Source organism: Streptomyces cadmiisoli (genome assembly GCF_003261055.1).
Taxonomy (GTDB): domain Bacteria; phylum Actinomycetota; class Actinomycetes; order Streptomycetales; family Streptomycetaceae; genus Streptomyces; species Streptomyces cadmiisoli.
This window is the reverse complement of sequence record NZ_CP030073.1, coordinates 6,132,948-6,153,418: the sequence shown is the minus strand read 5'-3', so window position 1 is coordinate 6,153,418 and position 20,471 is coordinate 6,132,948. Positions and strand designations below refer to the sequence as shown.

The following is a 20,471-nucleotide window of genomic DNA, read 5'->3' as shown; positions in this document are numbered from 1 at the left end:
CACGTCTGTGCGTGCGAAAACTAGCTTCGTCGCCGGAGGTGACCGAACGATGACGGCCTGTGCGACCGAGCCCGCCGCGGACCGGCACGACGACTGGTCCGATCCGGCGGGGTGCGTGATCACGAGGGACGGCTCGTACGCCGCACGCCTCGCCCGCAGCGGCGACTCGTGGTTCCCGGAGCGCTGGACGCTGGACGGACCCGAGCCGTACGCGGTGCCGCTGCCCGGCAACCAGCCGGAGGAGCCCGGCACCGAGGTGCAGCCGTTGAGCGACGGGCGGGTGCTGATCCGCCGTTTCGCCGACGGGCGGCACGCCTTCTCGCTGCTGTACCCGACCGGGCCTGGCACCGGCGAACTGCCGCTCGGCGCGGTCGAGAGCGGGGGCGAGGAGTCCCGGCTGCGGCTGCTGCCGCCCGCGCCCGGCGGCGACCGGGTCTACGCCCTCGATGTCGGCCCGCGCGCCACGACGCTGTGGCTGGTGGCGGGCGGCGCCTTCGGGCCGGAGCGGCTGGCCGAGATCCCCGGGCGCTGCTCCGGCGGGGTGTGGCTGGACCGGACGGGGCGGATGCTGGCCCTGGACCGCGAGACCGGCGGCCGGACCAAGGCGGTCGTGGTGGACCTGGGCCTGGGCGGTGAGGTGTCGCCGCTGCTGCAGATCGCCGCCGACAGCGACGACCGGCTGCTGCTCGCCGACCCGGACAGCGGTCTGCTGCTCATCAGCTCGGACGCGCCCTGTCCCGGGGAGGGCGGCCGGCTGGGCTGGGGAGTGATGGGCAGCACGCTGCCGGTGCGCTTTCCCGAGTGCCTGCGGGCGCCGGGCGCCTGCGCGATCTCGCCGTTCGCCATCCAGCCCGGTCAGGTGCTGACGCCGGAGAGCTGCGGGGTGGGGCTGCGCATCGGCGGGCCGGAGGGCAGTTGGATCGGGGTGTGGCGGCCCGCGGACCGGCGGGTGCGTCATCTCCCGGCACCCGAGGGGTGGTTGCCGGGCGCGGGGCTGTGGACGGCCGACGGGGTGTTGCGGCTGCCGTACGCCACGGAGGAGGTGCCGTGCGGGGTGGCGCAGTGGGCGGTGCCCCGGGAGGCACCCGGCACGGGGGACACGAGCCCGGAGGATCCGGTCCCGGACGGCGCGGCTCACGCCTGCGCGGAGCCGTCGGAACCGGATCCTCCGGAACCCGCCGCGTCGCGTCCGGTGCCGTTGCAGCAGGCGCCGCTGGCCGGGCGTATGGCGAATGAATAACAAAGTAGTGCCGGTCGGCGTGTGCGCCTGGATTCGACCCGAGGTGTCCCGGTTAAACTCGCCCGGCTGTTTGAAAGATCATGTTGACGGGGTGAATTTCTACCGATGAACGACGCCAGCACGTCCCAGCCGCTGCCCACCGACGTCCAGGAGCCCGCCGGCCACGGCCGGCACCGGGGTCCGGACTCGACGCACGACACCGAGGCGGCTCCCCGCGGACGGCATCGCAAGCCGGCCGAGCAGCAGTCCCGGACCGCTGCCTGACGGTATTTCAGTATCCGGGGGCGACGGCCCCGTTCACCGCGTCGGTGAACGGGGCCGTCATACGTTCCCGGCCGGTTCTGCGCGGCGCAGCCCCAGCACCTCCACCGCCGCGAAGGTCTCGCCGCGGGGGCGGTCGGCGTAGTGCGCGGTGAGCAGCGCGTCGAGTTCGTCGTACGTGAAGGTGTCCTGCTTGCTGTCGAACTTCGCGCCCAGCCGGGGCCGTTCGACGACGGCGACCATGCCGCCGTGGACGACGAGCAGTTGCCCGTTGATCCGGGCGGCGGCCGGCGAGGCGAGATAGCCGACCAGCGGCGCGACGTGCTCGGGGGCCAGCGGGTCGAGCCCCGTGCGGTCCTGGCCCGCCACGCCCGCGAAGACGTCCTCGGTCATCCTCGTGCGGGCGCGCGGGCAGATGGTGTTCGCCGTGACGCCGTACTTGGCGAGGGCGTGTGCGGTGGAGGTGGTCAGGCCGACGATGCCGCCCTTGGCCGCCGCGTAGTTGGGCTGTCCGGCGGAGCCCGCGAGGAACGCCTCCGAGGAGGTGTTCACGATCCGCCCGTACACCGGCCCGCCCGCCGCCTTGGCGCGCTCCCGCCAGTGCGCGGCGGCGAAGCGGGTGGTGTTGAAGTGGCCCTTGAGGTGCACCCGGATCACCGAGTCCCACTCGTCCTCCGTCATGGAGAAGACCATGCGGTCGCGCAGGATGCCCGCGTTGTTGACCAGGATGTCCAGCCTGCCGAACGTGTCGACGGCCGACGCGACCAGCCGCCGCGCCTGTTCGTGGTCGGCGACGTCACCGGTGTGGGCGAGGGCGGTGCCGCCGGCGGCGCGGATCTCGGCGGCGGTCTCCTCGGCGGGCCCGGCGTCGGCCTCGCCCGTGCCGTCCCGGCCGGGCTGCCCGAAGTCGTTGACGACGACGGCGGCGCCGAGCCGGGCGAGTTCCAGCGCCTCGGCCCGGCCGAGCCCGCGTCCGGCGCCGGTGACGATCGCGGTCAGTCCGTCCAGTGGCAGTGACATGCGTGTCCTCGGGTGCGCGGGGGCGGGGGTCAGATCTCGATGCAGGTGCGCAGCGCGGTGCCGGTGCGCATCTGGTCGAGGGCCTCGTTGATCTCGGCGAGCGGCACCCGGTGGGTGATCAGCCCGGCCAGGTCGATCCGGCCGGCCCGCCACAGGGCGATGGTGCGCTCGTAGGAGCGCAGGACGTCCCCGCCGCCGTACATCGAGGGCAGGATCCGCTTCTCGTCGAAGAACAGCTCGAACATGTTGAGCTGGAGGAAGTCGTCCATGGCGCCGGCCCCGACGACGACCAGGGTGCCGCCGCGGCGGGTGTTGTCGTAGGCGGTGCGGGCGGTGGCGGACCGGCCGACGACCTCGAAGACGTAGTCGAAGCCCTCGCCGCCGGTGAGCTGCTGTTTGGCGTCGGGCAGTTCGTCGGGGGCGACGGCGCGGGTCGCGCCGAAGCCGAGGGCGGCGTCGCGGCGGGCCGCTATCGGGTCGACGGCGACGATCTCGGCGGCGCCGCGCAGCCGCGCGCCCTGGATCACGGAGATGCCGACGCCGCCGCAGCCGAGGACGGCGACGGACGAACCCGCCGCCACGTCGGCGGTGTTGAGGGCGGCGCCCAGCCCGGTGGTGACGCCGCAGCCGATCAGGGCGGCGATGTCGAAGGGCACGTCGTCGGGGATCGGCACGGCGCAGCCGGCGTCGACGACGACCTCCTCGGCGAAGGTTCCGGTGCCGGCGAACCCGAAGACGTCCTGGCCGGGGCGTTTGTAGTTGGGGGTGCCGGCGTTCATGAACCCGGCCAGGCACAGCTCGCTCTGGCCGCGGCGGCAGGCGGGACAGGCGCCGCAGGCGGGCAGCCAGCACACCACGACCCGGTCGCCGGCCTTCAGTCCGGTGACGCCCTCGCCGACCTCGATGATCTCGCCCGCGCCCTCGTGTCCGGGCACGAACGGCGCCGGCTGCGGCAGCACCCCGTTCATCGCGGACAGGTCCGAGTGGCACAGCCCCGTGGCGCGTACCCGGATCCTCACCTTGCCGGGGCCGAAGCCCGCCGCCTCGACGTCGTCGAGGATCTCCAGCTTGTCCTGGCCGATCTCGTGCAGTACGGCTGCGCGCATGGTGCGGCTCCCCTCGGAATCTCTTGCCTCACGAGTGCTGGACGATGGTGTCGGCGAGCACGGGCGCGTCGTCGCGCTCCACCGCGCTCACCGCGACCCGGACGGCCCCCTCCTGCCGCCACATGCGGATGCGCAGGGTCTCGCCGGGGTACACGACCCCGGCGAACCGCGTCGTGTAGGAGCGCACCCGGGTCACGTCCCCGCCGAGCAGGGTGTCCACGACCGCCTTGAGCGTCGTGCCGTAGGTGCACAGTCCGTGCAGGATCGGCCGCTCGTACCCGGCGACTTCGGCGAACTCGGGATCGGCGTGCAGCGGGTTCCAGTCGCCGGACAGGCGGTACAGGAGGGCCTGGTCGTCGCGCAGGCGCCGTTCGACGGTCCGGTCCGGCCCGCCGGCCGGCGGCTCCAGGCGCGCCGAGGGTCCGCGGTCGCCGCCCCAGCCGCCCTCTCCCCGCAGGAAGATCTGGGAGTCGTTGGTCCACAGCGGGCCGTCGGCGTCGGCGACCTCGGTGCGCATGACGAGGACGGCGGCCTTGCCCTTGTCGTAGACGGCGGCGATACGGCCGGTGGCGGTGGCGGTGCCCTGGACGGGAAGGGGGCGGTGGATCTCCAGTGACTGGCCGCCGTGCAGCACGCGGGAGAGTTCGACCTCGACGCCGGGAATCGACAGGCTGCTGATCACGCCGGGTGCGCCGGCGCCCGCGACGGTGGCGAAGCTCGGCAGGACGTGCAGGTTCGTCTCCAGGGTGTAGCGCAGCTCGTCCGGGTCGGTCGCGGGGGCGCCGGCGCCGATGCCGAGGTGGTAGAGCAGGACGTCCTTGGGGGTCCAGGTGATCTGGCCGGACCGGGGTTCGGCGGCGAGTGCCTTGACTGCGTCGATGGGCATGGGGCTCCTGATCGCCGGTGTGTCTGTGGGAGACCTCGGTACGGCCGTCCGCACCGTCGGCCGCACCGAGGCCGTCACGGCGCCGTTCTAGAACGCGTTCCAGTCCGGCGCCCCCTGTATAGCCGAGCCCACCACACTTGTGAAGGCTCCTGACACTGCGTCAGTTCGAGGTGCGGGGACGCTCACCGCACCGCGGGACGGCCGACCCGGGGAAGACCGAGGGGCCTCGCCGCACGGCCGGGAGACCGAAGGCCTCCCTCCCCTGCCGCGAGGCGGTCACAGCGTCTTCGTCCTGCGCGGCAGCCACACCGCCATCAGCACCGCCCCGGCGCCCAGCACCAGCGCGCTCGCGCGAAACGCCAGCGCGTACCCCTCGGTCAGCGCCACGGGATCCGCGCTGCCCCGGGTGCGGGCCGCCGCGATCGTGGACATCACCGCGAGCCCCAGCGAGCCGCCCATCGTGCGCGAGGTGTTGATCAGCCCGGAGACCAGCCCGGCCTCCCCCGCCGGCGCCCCCGACGTGGCCAGCGCGGCCAGCGGTGTGGCGGCGAGTCCCGCGCCCAGCATCATCAGGATCCCCGGGAACATGATCGCCGTGAGGTACGCCCCGTCGGAGGTGATCGTCGACTGCCAGGCGAAGCCCGCCACGGCCACCGCGGTACCCAGCACCGCCACGTTCCGCTCGCCCGCGATCCGCATCAGCCGCGGTGCGAGCTTGGAGCCGCCGACGACCGCGAGCGAGCTGGGGACCAGGGCGAGGCCGGCTTCCAGGGGGCTGTAGCCGAGCACGTTCTGCGCGTACAGGGTCATGAAGTACCACATGCAGAACATGGCGGAGCCGCAGACGAACATCGCCGCGTTCGCCGACGACACCGCCCGCCGGCCGAACAGCGCGAGCGGCATCAGCGGGGCGGCCGTCCGCGCCTCGACCCACAGGAACAGTCCGATCAGGACGAGTCCCGCGATCAGCGGCACCAGTGTCACCGCCGCCGTCCACCCCGCGGCCTCGGTCTGCGAGATGCCGTACGCCAGCGCGCCGAGCCCCGAGGTGACCAGCAGCGCGCCCGGCAGGTCCAGCCGGCGCCGGTCGCCGGCCCGGCTCTCCGGCAGCAGTCGCAGCGCGCCGAGCAGGACGACCGCGCCGATGGGCACGTTGATCAGCAGCACCCAGCGCCACGACAGACCGTCGACCAGCAGTCCGCCGACGAGCCCGCCCGCGGCGCCGCCGCCCGCACCGACCGCCGTCCAGGTCGCGATGGCCCGGGCCCGCGCGCCGCCCTCCGGGACGGCGGCCGTCAGGATCGTCAGGGTCGAGGGCGCCAGCACGGCCGCGCCCAGTCCCTGCGCGGCACGGGCGGCGAGCAGTTCCCAGCCCTCCCGGGCCAGTCCGCCGGCCAGCGAGGCCAGGGTGAACAGGGCGAGCCCGACCAGGAACATCCGCTTGCGGCCGTAGAGGTCTCCGGCCCGCCCGCCGAGCAGCATGAACCCGGCGAAGGCGATCGCGTAGGCGTTCACCACCCACTGCAGTCCCGAGCCGCTCATGTGGAGGTCGGCGCGCATCGACGGCAGCGCGACGTTCACGACCGACACGTCGAGCACCACGAGGAACTGCCCGGCGCAGGCCAGTGCCACCACCAGCCAGGTCGAGGGAGTGCTGCGACGGGTCAGGCGGGAGTCCGCTGCGGCTCTGAGCATGCGTGTCATGCTCTCAACCAACGCGACGCCACCGCCATCGGGATTTGGCCTTACGGCACCTCGGTCCCACGACGTAGGCGACGCGGCGGGGAACGGCCCGGTCGGCGCGATCCGAACATTTCGCCGCGATGCCCGCATTGCGGCCTCGGGCTGCCCGTCGGCAGGGGCCCGGAGACCGGCCCGGCGCCCCGTGAAAGTATGGGCCGCCGCCCAGAGGCGGCCCGTCTCAGGTGTCCGAAACTTTCGAGCCCGTCCCGGGTGACGGTGCGCCAGAAATCCATGACCAGGTCAAGAAGTCGTTAGTCGACTGAAGCATCGGAATAGTTGCCCGGGCGCACGGGTTCGGACTGCACGTATCCCTCGTTCCGTTCCGTACGGTCCTTCCGCACTTCAGGCCTGGAGGCCTCATTCCATGACGCTCACGTCGACCGACCAGCCCGCCCGGAGAGCAGGCGGGGGCGTCGTCCCCGTCCTCGCCTTCGCGGGCATCGTGGTCGCGGTGATGCAGACCCTGCTCGTCCCGGTCATCAAGGACCTGCCGCAGCTGCTGGACACGGAACCCAGCAACGCGACCTGGGTCCTCACCTCGACCCTGCTCTCCGGCGCCGTGGCCACCCCGATCATGGGCCGGCTCGGCGACCTGTACGGCAAGCGGCGCATGCTGATCGCCAGCCTCGCCGTGATGGTGGTCGGGGCCCTGGTCAGCGCACTGACCAGCGAGCTGCTGCCGATGATCGCCGGGCGCGCGCTCCAGGGCTTCGCGATGGGCGCGATCCCCCTCGGCATCGGTCTGATGCGCGACACCCTGCCGCGCGAGCGGCTCGGCTCGGCGATGGGGCTGATGAGCTCCTCGATCGGCGTCGGCGGCGGACTGGCGCTGCCCGCCGCGGCCCTGGTCGCGCAGTACGCCGACTGGCACACCCTCTTCTACGGCGCGGCGGGCCTCGGCGTGCTGTCCATAGCCGCCACGCTCCTGCTCGTACCCGAGTCCCCGGTGCGCGCCGAGGGCTCCTTCGACCTGCCGGGCGCGCTCGGCCTGTCCGCCGGTCTCGTCCTGTTCCTGCTGCCGATCACCAAGGGCAGCGACTGGGGCTGGACCTCCGGCACCACGCTCGGTCTGTTCGCCGCCTCGGTCGTCGTCCTCCTGCTGTGGGGTGCGATGGAACTGCGGTTGCGGGCCCCGCTGGTGGACCTGCGGACCACGGCCCGGCCCGCGGTCCTGTTCACCAACCTCGCCTCGATCATGGTCGGCGTCTCGTTCTTCGTCGTCTCGCTCGTCCTGCCCCAGCTGCTCCAGCTGCCCTCCGCCACCGGCTACGGCCTCGGCCAGTCGATGGTCGTCGCGGGCCTGCTGGTCGCGCCGCTCGGCCTGACGATGATGTTCACCGCCCCGGTCTACGCCCGCCTCTCGGCGAAGTACGGCCCGAAGACCACGCTGATCCTCGGCCTGCTGGTGATCGGCATCGGCTACGGCGCCGGGCAGTTCCTGCTGAGCGCCGCCTGGCAGACCCTGGTCGTCTCGGTGGTCCTGGGCGCCGGCATCGGTCTGGCCTACTCCTCCCTCCCCGCGCTGATCATCGGCGCCGTTCCCGCCTCCGAGACGGGCGCGGCGAACGGCCTCAACACACTGATGCGGTCGATCGGCACCTCGGTCTCCAGCGCCGTCATCGGCATGGTGCTGGCGAACACCTCGGACACCGTGGGCGGCGTCGAGATCCCGACGATGCAGGGCTTCCGCGTCTCGTTCCTGATCGCCACGGCCGCCGTCGCCATCGGTCTGGCGCTGGCCCTGTGCCTGCCCCGGCAGCCCCGGCAGCAGACGGCGCCGCTGCCGGCCGCCGGATCCGAGGCCGGCGTTCCGGAGCTCGCCGAGCCGGCGCTGCGCGGATTCCGCGGCCGGGTCCTGGCCCCCGACGGCAGCCCGGTCGCCCGCGCCCGGGTCACCCTGATCGACCGCCGGGGCCGCCACGCGGGCACGGCCGTGTCCGCCGCCGACGGCAGCTACGCGCTCGCCGTCCCCGCCGAGGGCGCCTACGTCCTCGCCGCGACGGCGCCGGGCCACCACCCCCTCGCCTCCTCGGTGTCCCACTCCGGCGACGACCGCCCGGTCGACCGGGACCTGTCCCTGCCGGGCGAGCCGGTCACCGCCTGAGCCCTCCCCCGCCGTACCCCCCGTCGCCCGGCCGGCGGGGGGTACGGCAGCATGGGCCGCCGAGCCACCCGTACGACCGAGAGGACCCCCATGACCGCGGCGCCCGAGCCGGAGATCCTGGCCGCGTTCGAGATCGCGAAGGGGTTCATGCCCGTGGACGAGGGGCTCGCGCTGTACACGGCGGCCGTCGACGCCGGACGGCTCGGGCTGCCGCTGCTGGAGGTCGGCACCTACTGCGGCCGCTCCACGGTCCTGCTCGCCGACGCGGCCCGCGCCGCCGGGGTGAGCGCGCTCACCGTCGACCACCACCGCGGCAGCGAGGAGCAGCAGCCGGGCTGGGACTACCACGACCCGGACACGGTCGACCCGCAGATCGGCCTGATGGACACGCTGCCCGCCTTCCGCCGCACCCTGTTCCGGGCGGGTCTGGAGGAGCACGTGGTGGCCCTGGTCGGACGCTCGCCGCAGATCGCGAAGGTGTGGGCCGGTCCGCTCGGCCTGGTCTTCGTCGACGGCGGCCACACCGACGAGCACGCGAACGCCGACTACGAGGGCTGGGCCCCGCACGTGGCCGACGGCGGGCTGCTGGTCATCCACGACGTCTTCCCCGACCCGCTGGACGAGTTCACCGGTCAGGCCCCCTACCGCGTGTACCTGCGGGCACTCGCCTCCGGTGCCTTCACGGAGGTCTCGGCGACCGGCTCGCTGCGGGTGCTGCGGCGCACCGGCCCCGGCATCTGAGCCTCGCTCGCACCGGCCCTTCGGCCATCCGGCGCACGTCGGCGCCCTTCGGGCCGCGCGTGTCCGCGGCGCGGCGCGGGCGGCCGCTAGGGTGGCAGGCGTGTCGTACCGAGGCCCCGAATTCGATGCCCTCCAGTCCCGTCCGCGCCGCTCCCGTCGCGCGGCGCTGACCGTCGCCGCGGCGGCCCTCGTGCCCGGTGCCCTGCTGGGGTGGCTGGTGTACGAGGCGGTGGGCGGCTCCGAGGGCTCGGGCGGACCGGCCGGGCAGGCGGCCCCCGCCCCGACGGGCGCGGACCCGTCCTCGCCCTCCCCTTCGGCCGGTTCCCCGAGCGCCTCCTCGACCGCCGCTCCGACCGCTTCCCGGTCCGCCGACAAGCCCGGCACGTCCGCGGCCCCGGGCGCCCCCGCGCCGCTCAAGGGCAAGGTGGTCGTGATCGACCCCGGCCACAACGCGGGCAACTTCCAGCACACGGCCGACATCAACCGCAAGGTGGACATCGGCACGGGCCTGAAGGAGTGCGACACGACCGGCACGTCCACCAACGCCGGTTACACGGAGGCCAAGTTCACCCTGGACGTCGCCCACCGGCTGCGGACGCTGCTGGAGCAGCAGGGCGCCACGGTGAAGCTGACCCACGACGGCGACCGGCCGTTCGGGCCCTGCATCGACGAGCGGGCTCGGATCGGCAACACCGCGAAGGCCGACGCCGTCGTGTCCATCCACGCGGACGGCTCCGCCGCCGGGAACCGCGGCTACCACGTGATCCTCCCCGCCGCCGTCCACCAGGGCGCCGCCGACACCCGTCCGATCGTCGGGCCGTCCCGCGACCTCGGCGAGCGCATCGCGGGCAACTTCCTGCGCGTCACCGGCAGCGCGCCCTCCAACTACGTGGGCGGCGGCACCGGTCTCGTCACACGCAAGGACCTCGGCGGTCTCAATCTGTCAACGGTTCCCAAGGTGTTCATCGAGTGCGGCAACATGCGCGATAGCAAGGACGCGGCACTGCTGGCCGGCGGCGCCTGGAGGCAGAAGGCGGCGCAAGGGATCTCTGAGGGAATCGTGAGTTTCCTGCGCGGGTAGTGATCGGTGGGTCGTTCGCTGCGGACAGCGAGATCGTCCGGGCGGTAGGGTCCCTACGATGAGGGGCCACCCCCGCGCTTCACACCGGGGCCTTACGGCGACATGGTGACAGCGACGCCTCTACCGACGACGAGACGACCTACGAAGGACCTGAAGTGAATATCCGCTCCCTCACTAGAGGCGACGGCGTGGTGCTCGGAGCAGCGGTGTTGCTGTTCATCGCGTCGTTCCTCGACCTCTACTCGATCGACGGTGCTCCGGACAGCGCCGACATCCCCAGCCTGTGGGGCAGCGGGCCGGTCGTGCTCTCTGTCGTGCTGGCGGGCATCATCGGCGCCGCGCTCGTCGTCGCGGCCCGGGCGCTGCCCCAGCCGCGCCAGGTCGCCGGTCTCGACCTCGGCCAGTTCGGCGTGGCCTTCACGGTCTTCGCCGCCTGGAGCGCGCTGGGCAACATCTTCGACCCGGCGGGCGGTTTCGACGGCGAAGGCGGCTTCACCGACAGCCTCGGCGCGGGCACGGGCCTGATCCTCGCGCTCATCGCCACCCTCGTCATGGCCGCCGCGGCTGTCGCCACCCCGCTGGTCCCGGCCCTCAAGGCGGGCCTCGTCCCCGCGCCGCGCCCCGCCGCGCCGCAGCCCTACGGCGGTCAGCCGCAGGGTGGTTACGGCTACCCGGGCGCGCAGCAGCCGCCCTCCTTCGGCGGGCAGCAGCCGGGCCAGCCGTTCGGTGGTCAGCCGCAGCAGCCCCAACCGCAGGCGCCGGCCGGGGAGTTCTCCCCGTTCTGGTTCGCGGTGCCGGTGCCGCGTCCGCTGTTCGCGGAGGACGGCTCCCCGTCGCCGATCGCCGAACTGGCGCCGGGCACCTGGTATCTGGCCGTCGAGCAGCGCGGTGCCGCGCTGGTCGCGCAGACGCAGGACGGCCGCCGCGGTGTGCTGCAGGACACCAGCGGCATCCAGCGCGGCTGATCGCGCACTCGGTCCGCGCGGCCCCTCGCCCTTCCGGGCGGGGGGCCGTTGTCGTACAGTCGCAGCCCGAAACTGACACTACGTCAGACAGTGGGAGGCGGCATGCGGCTCGGACTCGCCCTCGGCTACTGGGGCCGCGGCCCCTCCGCCGACCAGGTGGCGCTGGCGCAGGAGGCCGAGCGGCTCGGGTACCACTCCGTGTGGACGGCTGAGTCATGGGGTTCGGACGCCTTCACCCCGCTCACCTGGATCGCCGCCCACACGTCGACCATCAGGCTGGGCACGGCGGTGGCCCAGATGGCGGCCCGCTCGCCGACCGCCACCGCCATGCACGCGCTCACCCTCGACCACCTCTCCGGCGGCCGGACGATGCTCGGGCTCGGGCTGTCGGGGCCGCAGGTGGTGGAGGGCTGGTACGGACGGCCGTTCCCGTCCTCGCCGCTCACCGCGACCCGGGAGTACGTCGACGTGGTGCGGCAGGTGCTGCGGCGCGGCGCGCCGGTGGAGCTCGACGGGCGCTTCCACCCGCTTCCCTACCGGGGTGCGGACGGCACCGGGCTGGGCAGGCCGCTGAAGTCCATCACGCATCCGCTCCGCCCCGACCTGCCCGTGCTGCTGGGGGCGGAGGGGCCGAAGAACATCGCGCAAACCGCGCGGATCGCCGACGGCTGGCTGCCGCTGTACTGGTCGCCGCTGCGGACCGAGGTGTACGAACCCTCCCTGGCGGGCGCGCCCGAGGGCTTCCTGGTCGCGCCGATGGCACGGGCCCGGGTCTGCGCGGACGTCACCGAGGGGCTGCTGCCGGTGAAGGCGATGCTCGGCTTCTACATCGGCGGGATGGGACACGCCAAGCGCAACTTCCACGCCGATCTGATGGCGCGCATGGGGTACGAGGAGGAGGCGCGGCGGATCCAGGAGCTGTTCCTCGCGGGGCGGCGCGAGGAGGCGGTGCTGGCCGTGCCGGACGCGTTCGCCGACGAGATCTCACTGGTGGGCCCGCGTGAACGCATCGCCCGGCGGCTGGAGTTGTGGCGCGAGGGCCCGGTGACCGACCTGCTGGTCCTGACCCCCGATCCGCACACGCTGCGGGTGCTCGCGGAACTGAACTCCTAGACCCCGCCGGTCCCGATGGCGGGGCGCGGCCGGCGGGAGCCCGGGTTTCAGGCGGGCGCGAGCGGCAATCCGTAGTGCATGTCCCCTCGAAATCGCAACGGTGCAAACCAGGCCGGCACGGTCATAGCGATCGTCGCCGACGTCATGGCCCTCATCCTGGGCCTGTGGATCCTGATGTACCTGCTGGACGCCAACCCCGGCAACGACTTCGTGCAGTTCGTGCACGACGTCGCGCGCTGGCTGGCGGGCTGGTCGCACGACCTGTTCACCTTCGACGAGGCGTGGGCGCGCGTCGTCGCGGGCTACGGTCTGGCCGCGGTGGTCTACCTGTTCGTGGGGCACGCCGTCGCGGGCCGGCTGCACAGCAGGACCTGAGCGCCCGCCGGGGCGGTCAGTCGCAGCAGTCCGGGTCGAGCCCCCGCGGCAGCTGCTCGCCGCCGAACACCGCGCAGGTGGCCTCGTGTCCGCCGAGCGCCGCGACGGCGAGCAGCAGTGAGCCGGCCGTCCAGGTGGTCAGCTCGCGCGGCCAGACGGCGTCGTCCTCGAAGACGTAGCCCGTCCAGTACAGGCCGGTCCGCGGATCGCGCAGGTGCTGGATCGACTGGAGGACGTCCAGCGCACGGTCGGACTCGCCCATCACCCACAGGGCCAGAGCGAGTTCGGCCGACTCACCGCCGGTCACCCACGGGTTGGGCACCACGCAGCGCACCCCGAGGCCGGGGACGACGAAGCGGTCCCAGCCGTCCTCCACACGGGACTTGGCCTCCGCGCCCGTGAGCGCGCCGCCGAGCACCGGGTAGTACCAGTCCATGGAGTAGCGGTCCTTGTCGAGGAACCGCTCGGGGTGCCGGCGTATCGCGTGCCGCAGTGTGCCGACGGCCAACTCCCAGTCCGGTTGCGGCTCCTCACGCTGTTCGGCGATGGCGAGCGCGCAGCGCAGCGCGTGGTGGACGGAGGAGCTGCCGGTCAGCAGCGCGTCCGCGGTGGGCGTGCCGTCGTCGTCGCGCCGCCAGCCGATCTGCCCGCCCGCCTGCTGCAGGACGAGCACGAACTCGACCGCCGCGTACACGACCGGCCACATGCGGTCCAGGAACGTGTCGTCGCCGGTGGCGAGGTAGTGGTGCCAGACGCCCACGGCGACGTAGGCGACGAAGTTGGTCTCCCGGCCGCGGTCGGTGACGTCCTGCGGGTCGCCGTCGGCGTACGCCGCGTACCAGGAGCCGTCCTCGTTCTGGTGGGCCGCCAGCCACAGGTAGGCCCGCTCGGCGGCCTCGTGCTCGCCCGCAGCGTCCAGCGCCATCGCGGCCTCGACGTGGTCCCACGGGTCGAGGTGGTGCCCGCGGAACCAGGGGATCGCCCCGTCCTCGCGCTGCACGGCGAGGATGCCGGCGACGGTCGCGGCGGCCTGCTCGGCGGTGAGGACCCCGGGCAGGACGAGGTGTTCCGTCCGCGGGGTGGTCACTTGGCGGCCGCCTCGGGGGAGTTCGCGGGCGCGCCGGACTCGGCGAGCCGGGGCAGGTGGGGCTTGGTCGCGTACGCCACGAAGCTCTTGCCGATCAGCGGGTTCAGCGCCTGCTCGGCGATCCGGGTGGCCAGCGGCTTCTTCATGATGTCCCAGACCAGCAGCTTGTGGTACGCGCGCACCGGCAGGGCCTTGTCGTTGTCGACGCCGAACGCGCACTTCAGCCACCAGTACGGCGAGTGCAGGGCGTGCGCGTGGTGGCTGCCGTAGGGCCTGAGGCCGGCCTCGCGTATCCGCGCCAGCAGTTCGTCCGCCCTGTAGATGCGGATGTGGCCGCCCTCGACCTCGTGGTAGGCGTCGGACAGGGCCCAGCAGATCTTCTCGGGGCCGTGCCGGGGCACGGTGATCGCGATGCGTCCGCCGGGCTTGAGCACCCGGACCATCTCGGCGAGCACACCCTTGTCGTCCGGGATGTGCTCCATGACCTCGGAGATGATGACGACGTCGAAGGACTCGTCGGGGAAGGGCAGCGCGAGCGCGTCGCCTTCCATCGCGGTCGCGGTGGCGCCCTCGGGGGCCTCCCCGGCCTCCTTCATCGCCGCGAACCACCGGGCGACCTCGCGGATCTCCTCACCGTTCCGGTCGAGCGCCACGACCCGGGCGCCGCGCCGGTAGCACTCGAACGCGTGCCGGCCCGCGCCGCAGCCGAGGTCCAGGACGCGGTCGCCCGGGGCGAGCGGGAACCGGGAGAAGTCGACGGTCAGCACGTGGCCCTGCTTTCGCGGTCGGATACAACGTCAACAACTTCTGCGGGCGCGGTAAGGCCGGGAGCGGTGCGCGCGGAGCCGGTGGGTGCCGGTGCCCCGGAACGCGATACCGGAGCTTCAGTGGCCCCGGTACCGGCCGGAGCCGAACTGCCGGCACGGGCCGGTGACGAAGCGTCCGGGCGGGCCTCCGCCTGAGCCGCCGCCGTGCGGGCCGGAGCCTCCGGGCGAGCCGGGGCGCGGCCGCTGACCGGGCCGGGCCGTTCCGGGCGGACAGGGGCGCCGGAGCCGGCGACGGCCTCCCGGTAGCGGGCCACGGTGCCCTCGGCGGCCCGCGCCCAGGTGAAGTGCCGCAGCACCCGCTCGCGTCCGGCCGCGCCGAGGCGCGCGCGCAGGTCCGCGTCGCCCAGCAGGCGGCTCAGGCCGGCGGCCAGCGCGCCCGCGTCGCCGGGCGGCACCGCCAGGCACGTCTCCCCGTCCGGTCCGGCGACCTCGGGGATGGCGCCGCCGGTCGTGGCGACCAGCGGCGTCCCGGTGGCCATCGCCTCAGCGGCGGGCAGTGAGAAGCCCTCGTACAGCGACGGTACGCACGCCACCTGGGCCGAGCGCACCAGGTCGACGAGTTCGGCGTCGGAGATGCCCTTGACGAACTCGACGGCGCCTTCGAGGCCGTAGCGCCGCATCGCCTGGGCGACCGGGCCCTCCTCGGGCCGCTTGCCGACGACGACGAGATGGGCCTCGGGCTGCTCGGTGCGCACCTTCGCCAGCGCCTCGACCAGGAAGACCAGGCCCTTGAGCGGCACGTCGGCGCTGGAGGTGGTGACGATCCGGCCCGGGATCCGCGCCACCGACGGATCCGGCGAGAACAGGTCGGTGTCGGCGCCGATGTGGACGACGTGGACCCGGTCGGCGCGCACACCGAGGTCGTCGACGATCTCCTGGCGGGAGGTGCCGGAGACGGTCAGGACGGACGGCAGCCGGCGTGCGACGCGCTTCTGCATACGGGTGAAGGCGTACCAGCGCCGCACCGACAGCCGTCGCTGCCGGCTCTCGGCCGCCTCCAGCTCCAGCCGGCGGTCGACGGTGATGGGGTGGTGGATGGTGGTGACCAGGGGCGCGCCCACGTCGCCCAACAGGCCGTAGCCGAGGGTCTGGTTGTCGTGCACGACGTCGAAGTCGCCGCGCCGGGCGCGCAGATGGCGGCGGGCGCGCAGCGAGAAGGTGAGCGGCTCGGGGAAGCCGCCGGTCCACATGGTGGCGACCTCGGCGGCGTCGATCCAGTCGCGGTACTCGTCGCGCGCGGGGGTGCGGAAGGGGTCGGGCTGGCGGTACAGGTCGAGGCTGGGCAGCTCGGTCAGGCTCAGTCGGCCGTGGCCCTCGTCGAGGACGGGGTAGGGCTGGGCGCCGATGACCTCGATGCGGTGGCCGAGGCGGGCGAGTTCGCGTGACAGATGGCGTACGTAGACGCCCTGGCCGCCGCAGAACGGGTTTCCCTTGTACGTGAGGAGCGCGATGCGGAGCGGTCGCTCGCCGTCGGCTGCCGGGTCCTCGGGAGACCCTGCCTGACTGGCCTCAGCGGTCACTCTGGGCCCCCTTCTCCCTGCGCTGTCCCGCGAGATTACGCCGGGACGCTAATCTAGAACAAGTTTCAGACTTGATCGTTCAAGAGGCTCTGAATCTACCGGCAGGTAGGGCCGCTGTGACGGGTGGATCAGGTGATTCACGCCACGGCCGCACGATCCGGCCGGGCCTGTCATGCTGACGGGTAGCACGCCTTCACGGATTGTCACGGAAACGGGATCCATGCCAGCGCAAGCCAAGGTGGAAGTCAGCAGCGGGCGGTCCGCCGCGCCCGGCACCCCGCCCCTCACGGAGCGGCAGGAGGCACGCCGCCGCCGCATCCTGCGGGCGAGCGCGCAACTGGCCAGCAGGGGCGGCTTCGACGCGGTGCAGATGCGGGAGGTCGCGGAGTCCTCCCAGGTGGCGCTGGGCACGCTCTACCGCTACTTCCCCTCCAAGGTCCATCTGCTGGTCGCCACGATGCAGGACCAGTTGGAGCACATGCACGGCACGCTGCGCAAGAAGCCGCCGTCCGGTGCGACGGCGGCCGAGCGGGTCGCGGAGACCCTGATGCGCGCGTTCCGCGCCCTTCAGCGCGAGCCCCACCTGGCCGACGCGATGGTGCGGGCGCTGACCTTCGCGGACCGCAGCGTGAGCCCGGAGGTGGACCAGGTCTCCCGGCAGACCACGGTGATCATCCTGGACGCGATGGGACTGGACGACCCGACGCCGGCCCAGCTGTCCGCCGTGCGGGTCATCGAGCACACCTGGCACTCGGCGCTGATCACCTGGCTGTCGGGCCGCGCGTCCATCGCCCAGGTCAAGATCGACATCGAGACGGTGTGCCGGCTGATCGACCTGACGTCCCCCACGGACACGTGAACGACCTACGAGACGGGTTCCCTTCGCCGGCATTGCCCGGATCAGGTGACTAGGGGTCGCCTTCCGGTCGTCGCACTTCCACGACCTTCCGACCTCTCAGTCCGACCGTCGACGTCGGCCCCGGCGGAGACCGGGGTCTCTCGCAGAAGTCGGCTACTCCGGTCGAACTCCCTCACTCGCCTCGTAGGCCTATTAACAGAGTAATCCTCCCGGCCCGATATGGAACCTCCCGATCGATGATTCTTTGTCCGGATCGAGAGATTCCCCGCGCCGGGGAGCGTGCCGCTACTCCTCCGGCGGGAACACCGGCTCCCCGCTGCCCAGCAGGCTGATCGTGACCGCCTCCACCGGGCAGCCCTCCGCCGCCGCGAGGATCTTCTCGTTGGCGTCCGTCTCGGGATCGACGGGATGGGACTGGCGGCCCGCGTCGAGACGGAAGCCGTCCGGTGCGTGGTGGAGGCACTGGGCGGAGCCGATGCACAGGGACCGGTCGACCTCGACCTGCCAGCGGTCGCCCATGCCTACCCCTCCCAGCCGGCCGGCAGGTGGATCATCTTGTGCTCCAGGTACTCGGAGTAGCCCTCGGGGCCGAACTCGCGGCCCAGTCCGGAGTTCTTGTAGCCGCCGAAGGGGCCGAGCATGTCGAGGCTGAAGGTGTTGACCGAGTAGGTCCCGGTACGGACCCTGCACGCGACGTCGATGCCGCGTTCGACGTCCGCGGTCCACACGCTGCCGCTCAGCCCGTAGTCGGAGTCGTTCGCGATCCGCACCGCGTCGGCCTCGTCGTCGTACGGGAGCAGGCAGATCACCGGGCCGAAGATCTCCTCGCGCGCGATCCGCATCGAGTTGTCGACGTCGCCGAACAGCGTGGGCTCCACGTACCAGCCGCGGTCGAGGCCGGGCGGGCGGCCGCCGCCGGTGAGGATCTTCGCGCCCTCCTCCTGGCCGATGCGGATGTAGTCGAGGCTGCGCCGCTGCTGCCGCTGGGCGACCAGCGGGCCCACCTGAGTGGCCGGGTCCATCGGGTCGCCGACCACCAGGGCGCTCGCGGCGGCCGCGAAGGCGTCGGCGAACTCGTCGTAGCGCGAGCGGGGCAGCAGGATGCGGGTCTGCGCCACACAGGCCTGTCCGTTGTTCATCCAGGCCGCCGGGACGATCCCCGCGACAGCGGTCGCGACGTCCGCGTCCGGCAGAACGACCGCCGCCGACTTGCCGCCCAGTTCCAGCGTCACGCGGCTGAGGTTGCGCGCGGCGACCTCCATCACCCGCTTGCCGGCGGCGACCGAGCCGGTGAAGGAGATCTTGTCGACGCCCGGGTGCCCGACGAGGTGTTCGCTCACCTCGCGGTCCGCCGGGAGGATCGACAGCACGCCCTCGGGCAGCCCGGCCTCCTGGGCGATCTCGCCGAGCAGGTAGGCGTCGAGCGGCGACTCGGGGGCCGGTTTGAGCACCACCGTGCAGCCGGCGAGCAGCGCGGGCGCGAGCTTGGCTGCGGCGACGAACTGCGGGACGTTCCACGGGACGACGGCCGCGACGACGCCGACGGGTTCGCGCCGCACACGGATCCGCCCGAGGATTCCGGCGCGGGTCTCCTCGTAGGTGAAGTCGCGGGCGACCGTGATCGCCGCGTCCCAGACCATCATCGCGGCGAGCGACTGCGCGAGAACGCTCCAGGAGTACGGCGAGCCGTTCTCGGCGGAGATCACCCGTGCGATCTCGTCGTGCCGGGCGGCGATGCCGTCCTTGATCCGGGTGACGATCGCGATCCGTTCCGCGAGCGGGAGCCGGGGCCAGGGGCCGTCGTCGAACGCCCGCCGGGCCGCCGCGACCGCCCGGTCGACGTCCGCCGGCGAGGCGTGCGGCACCCGGCCGATGACCTCCTCGGTGTGCGGCGAGACCACCTCGATGACGTCCTTGCCCAGGGGGTCGGTCAACTCCCCGCCGATGAACAGCTGTCCGTGTTCCACGAGCTCGGTCATGGCCGACTGCCTCCCGAGGGCCGTTCCCTGCGACTTTTCCTGACGCCCCATCAGATAGGGGGCTACGAAGATGGATACCAGCTCCCCCCTGCGGAGTCCACGGACCGCACAGCACTCGCCCGACGGAACGGATGACTCGGGCTCCCATCGAAACCTGTTCTAGTTATAGTGGCGGCAGGCCGGCGACAGGGGGTTCCATGACGGACGTGACGGACCACGGCGCGGGCGTGCGGTCGCTGCGGGTCCCCATCCCGGACAACCCGCTCGGCCACACACTGGTGTACGTCCTCGACACCGACCGCGGCCCCGTGCTGGTCGACACCGGCTGGGACGACCCGGCGGCCTGGGACACCCTCGCCGCGGGACTGGCCGCGTGCGGCACCTCGCCGGCCGGGATCCACGGCGTGGTCGTCACCCACCACCACCCCGACCACCACGGCCTGTCGGGCCGGGTGCGCGAGGCGTCCGGTGCGTGGATCGCGATGCACGCGGCCGACGTCTCCGTGGTGCGGCGGACCCGGGAGACCGGACCCGACCGGTGGTACTCCTACATGACCGCCAAGCTGACCGCGGCCGGCGCCCCCGAGGAGCACATCGCGCCGCTGCGCACCGCCCGCCGGCGCACGCTGCCCGGCCTGTCCCCCGCCCTCCCCGACCGCGAGATCGTCCCCGGCGAACTGCTCGACCTGCCCGGCCGCCGGCTGCGCGCGATCTGGACGCCCGGCCACACACCGGGCCATGTGTGCCTGCACCTGGAGGAACAACACCCCGCGCGGCTGCCGGGCCGCGGCCGGCTGTTCTCCGGCGACCACCTGCTGCCCGAGATCACCCCGCACATCGGCCTGTACGAGGACCCGGACGACGCCACGGTCACCGACCCCCTCGGCGACTACCTCGACTCCCTGGAGCGCGTCGCCCGCCTCGCCCCCGCGGAGGTGCTCCCGGCCCACCAGTACGCGTTCGCCGACACCGGGGCCCGGGTACGGGAGTTGCTGGCCCACCACGAGGAGCGGCTGACCGGTCTGCTCGACCTGCTGGCCACCCCGCTCACCCCCTGGCAGCTCGCCGAGCGCATGGAGTGGAACCGCCCCTGGGACCGGATCCCGTACGGTTCGCGGAACATCGCCGTCTCGGAGGCGGAGGCCCATCTGCGGCGCCTGGTCAAGCAGGGCCGCGCGGAGGCGGTGACGGGGACCGAGCCGGTGGAGTACGTGCGCGTCTGACGCGGCGCGGGCCAAAGCCGGGACCGGCGGCGGCTCGGGCATCGGCACCGCGAGAACCCGCGCCCCCGTGCGCGCCCGGCCGCCGGGCCGGTGCCCCTCGGCCGCTTTCCTACGGACGGGTAGAGTGGCCGGGTCGTCATCACACCCGTACGGGGGGAAGCCGGTGCAAATCCGGCGCTGACCCGCAGCCGTGTGCCGGACCGAGAGGGTCCCGGCGAGCCGGAATGCCCCACGCGGAACGTGAACCGGCTCAAGCGCACCGGCAACCGGCCGGTGCGCGGCACCGTCGAGGCATGCGGAGCCGAGCCGCCCGGGGGTGTCCCGTGCTGCCCGGCTGTCGC

General features: G+C 73.1%; 19 protein-coding genes and 1 riboswitch. Of the genes, 10 read left to right on the top strand and 9 right to left on the bottom strand.

Translation table 11 applies throughout. The features are described from left to right. Positions 1-49: 49 nt before the first annotated feature. Together DN051_RS26875 and DN051_RS45900 are read left to right on the top strand one after the other, a co-directional pair. Positions 50-1,240 (top strand): hypothetical protein, encoded by a 1,191-nt coding sequence (locus DN051_RS26875; RefSeq protein ID WP_112439652.1) that lies wholly within the window; start codon positions 50-52, stop codon positions 1,238-1,240. 105 nt (positions 1,241-1,345) lie between these two features. Beyond that, positions 1,346-1,504 (top strand): hypothetical protein, encoded by a 159-nt coding sequence (locus DN051_RS45900; RefSeq protein WP_199314685.1) that lies wholly within the window; start codon positions 1,346-1,348, stop codon positions 1,502-1,504. A gap of 57 nt (positions 1,505-1,561) precedes the next feature. Here DN051_RS45900 and DN051_RS26870 read toward each other — a convergent pair whose 3' ends face one another. From DN051_RS26870 to DN051_RS26855, 4 genes are all read right to left on the bottom strand, one after another. Next, entirely contained in the window at positions 1,562-2,521 is a 960-nt protein-coding gene (locus DN051_RS26870) for a 3-oxoacyl-ACP reductase (protein ID WP_112439651.1), read from the bottom strand. Between the two features lie 29 nt (positions 2,522-2,550). After that, on the bottom strand, positions 2,551-3,627 hold the full coding sequence (locus DN051_RS26865) for a Zn-dependent alcohol dehydrogenase (RefSeq protein WP_112439650.1): 1,077 nt from the start codon (positions 3,625-3,627) through the stop codon (positions 2,551-2,553). Positions 3,628-3,655: 28 nt separating this feature from the next. Then, complete coding sequence (locus tag DN051_RS26860; protein WP_112439649.1) at positions 3,656-4,513, bottom strand: MaoC/PaaZ C-terminal domain-containing protein; 858 nt, start codon at positions 4,511-4,513, stop codon at positions 3,656-3,658. A 276-nt stretch (positions 4,514-4,789) separates the two neighbouring features. After that, complete coding sequence (locus tag DN051_RS26855) at positions 4,790-6,208, bottom strand: DHA2 family efflux MFS transporter permease subunit (protein WP_053758626.1); 1,419 nt, start codon at positions 6,206-6,208, stop codon at positions 4,790-4,792. A 412-nt stretch (positions 6,209-6,620) separates the two neighbouring features. Here DN051_RS26855 and DN051_RS26850 point away from each other — a divergent pair, with 412 nt between their 5' ends. The 6 genes from DN051_RS26850 to DN051_RS26825 all read left to right on the top strand — a co-directional run bounded on the left by DN051_RS26850 (position 6,621) and on the right by DN051_RS26825 (position 12,635). Further along, positions 6,621-8,360 carry an MFS transporter gene (locus DN051_RS26850; protein WP_053758536.1) on the top strand — a complete coding sequence of 580 codons (1,740 nt, stop codon included), beginning with the start codon at positions 6,621-6,623 and terminating at the stop codon, positions 8,358-8,360. A gap of 90 nt (positions 8,361-8,450) precedes the next feature. Continuing rightward, complete coding sequence (locus DN051_RS26845) at positions 8,451-9,101, top strand: class I SAM-dependent methyltransferase (RefSeq protein WP_112439648.1); 651 nt, start codon at positions 8,451-8,453, stop codon at positions 9,099-9,101. Between the two features lie 100 nt (positions 9,102-9,201). After that, positions 9,202-10,182, top strand: a complete 981-nt coding sequence (locus DN051_RS26840; protein WP_112439647.1) for an N-acetylmuramoyl-L-alanine amidase — start codon at positions 9,202-9,204, stop codon at positions 10,180-10,182. A gap of 155 nt (positions 10,183-10,337) precedes the next feature. Further along, positions 10,338-11,147, top strand: a complete 810-nt coding sequence (locus DN051_RS26835) for a DUF5336 domain-containing protein (protein ID WP_053758539.1) — start codon at positions 10,338-10,340, stop codon at positions 11,145-11,147. A gap of 102 nt (positions 11,148-11,249) precedes the next feature. Further along, positions 11,250-12,260 (top strand): LLM class F420-dependent oxidoreductase, encoded by a 1,011-nt coding sequence (locus DN051_RS26830; RefSeq protein ID WP_053758540.1) that lies wholly within the window; start codon positions 11,250-11,252, stop codon positions 12,258-12,260. 78 nt (positions 12,261-12,338) lie between these two features. Beyond that, on the top strand, positions 12,339-12,635 hold the full coding sequence (locus DN051_RS26825) for a hypothetical protein (RefSeq protein WP_053758541.1): 297 nt from the start codon (positions 12,339-12,341) through the stop codon (positions 12,633-12,635). A gap of 16 nt (positions 12,636-12,651) precedes the next feature. Here the strand turns inward: DN051_RS26825 and DN051_RS26820 are convergent, their stop codons facing one another. From DN051_RS26820 to DN051_RS26810, 3 genes are read right to left on the bottom strand one after another with little or no spacing between them, the layout of a single operon-like run. Continuing rightward, positions 12,652-13,722 (bottom strand): prenyltransferase/squalene oxidase repeat-containing protein, encoded by a 1,071-nt coding sequence (locus tag DN051_RS26820; RefSeq protein WP_053758542.1) that lies wholly within the window; start codon positions 13,720-13,722, stop codon positions 12,652-12,654. Further along, positions 13,719-14,489, bottom strand: coding sequence for a class I SAM-dependent methyltransferase (locus DN051_RS26815; RefSeq protein ID WP_053758543.1), 771 nt, complete (start codon positions 14,487-14,489; stop codon positions 13,719-13,721). Before DN051_RS26815 ends, DN051_RS26820 begins: the two co-directional genes overlap by 4 nt. Then, entirely contained in the window at positions 14,483-16,069 is a 1,587-nt protein-coding gene (locus tag DN051_RS26810) for a glycosyltransferase family 4 protein (RefSeq protein WP_053758544.1), read from the bottom strand. Before DN051_RS26810 ends, DN051_RS26815 begins: the two co-directional genes overlap by 7 nt. Positions 16,070-16,289: 220 nt before the next feature. Between DN051_RS26810 and DN051_RS26805 the strand changes: the two genes are divergently transcribed. Further along, on the top strand, positions 16,290-16,928 hold the full coding sequence (locus DN051_RS26805; protein WP_053758545.1) for a TetR family transcriptional regulator: 639 nt from the start codon (positions 16,290-16,292) through the stop codon (positions 16,926-16,928). 285 nt (positions 16,929-17,213) lie between these two features. Here the strand turns inward: DN051_RS26805 and DN051_RS26800 are convergent, their stop codons facing one another. Then, entirely contained in the window at positions 17,214-17,447 is a 234-nt protein-coding gene (locus DN051_RS26800; protein WP_053758546.1) for a ferredoxin, read from the bottom strand. A gap of 2 nt (positions 17,448-17,449) precedes the next feature. Next, entirely contained in the window at positions 17,450-18,907 is a 1,458-nt protein-coding gene (locus DN051_RS26795; protein WP_053758547.1) for an aldehyde dehydrogenase, read from the bottom strand. 197 nt (positions 18,908-19,104) lie between these two features. On the opposite strand from DN051_RS26795, the gene DN051_RS26790 reads away from it, so the two are divergent. After that, positions 19,105-20,130, top strand: a complete 1,026-nt coding sequence (locus tag DN051_RS26790; protein WP_053758548.1) for a Strvi_7410 family MBL fold metallo-hydrolase — start codon at positions 19,105-19,107, stop codon at positions 20,128-20,130. 106 nt (positions 20,131-20,236) lie between these two features. Beyond that, positions 20,237-20,380, top strand: a riboswitch (cobalamin riboswitch). Positions 20,381-20,471: the final 91 nt, after the last annotated feature.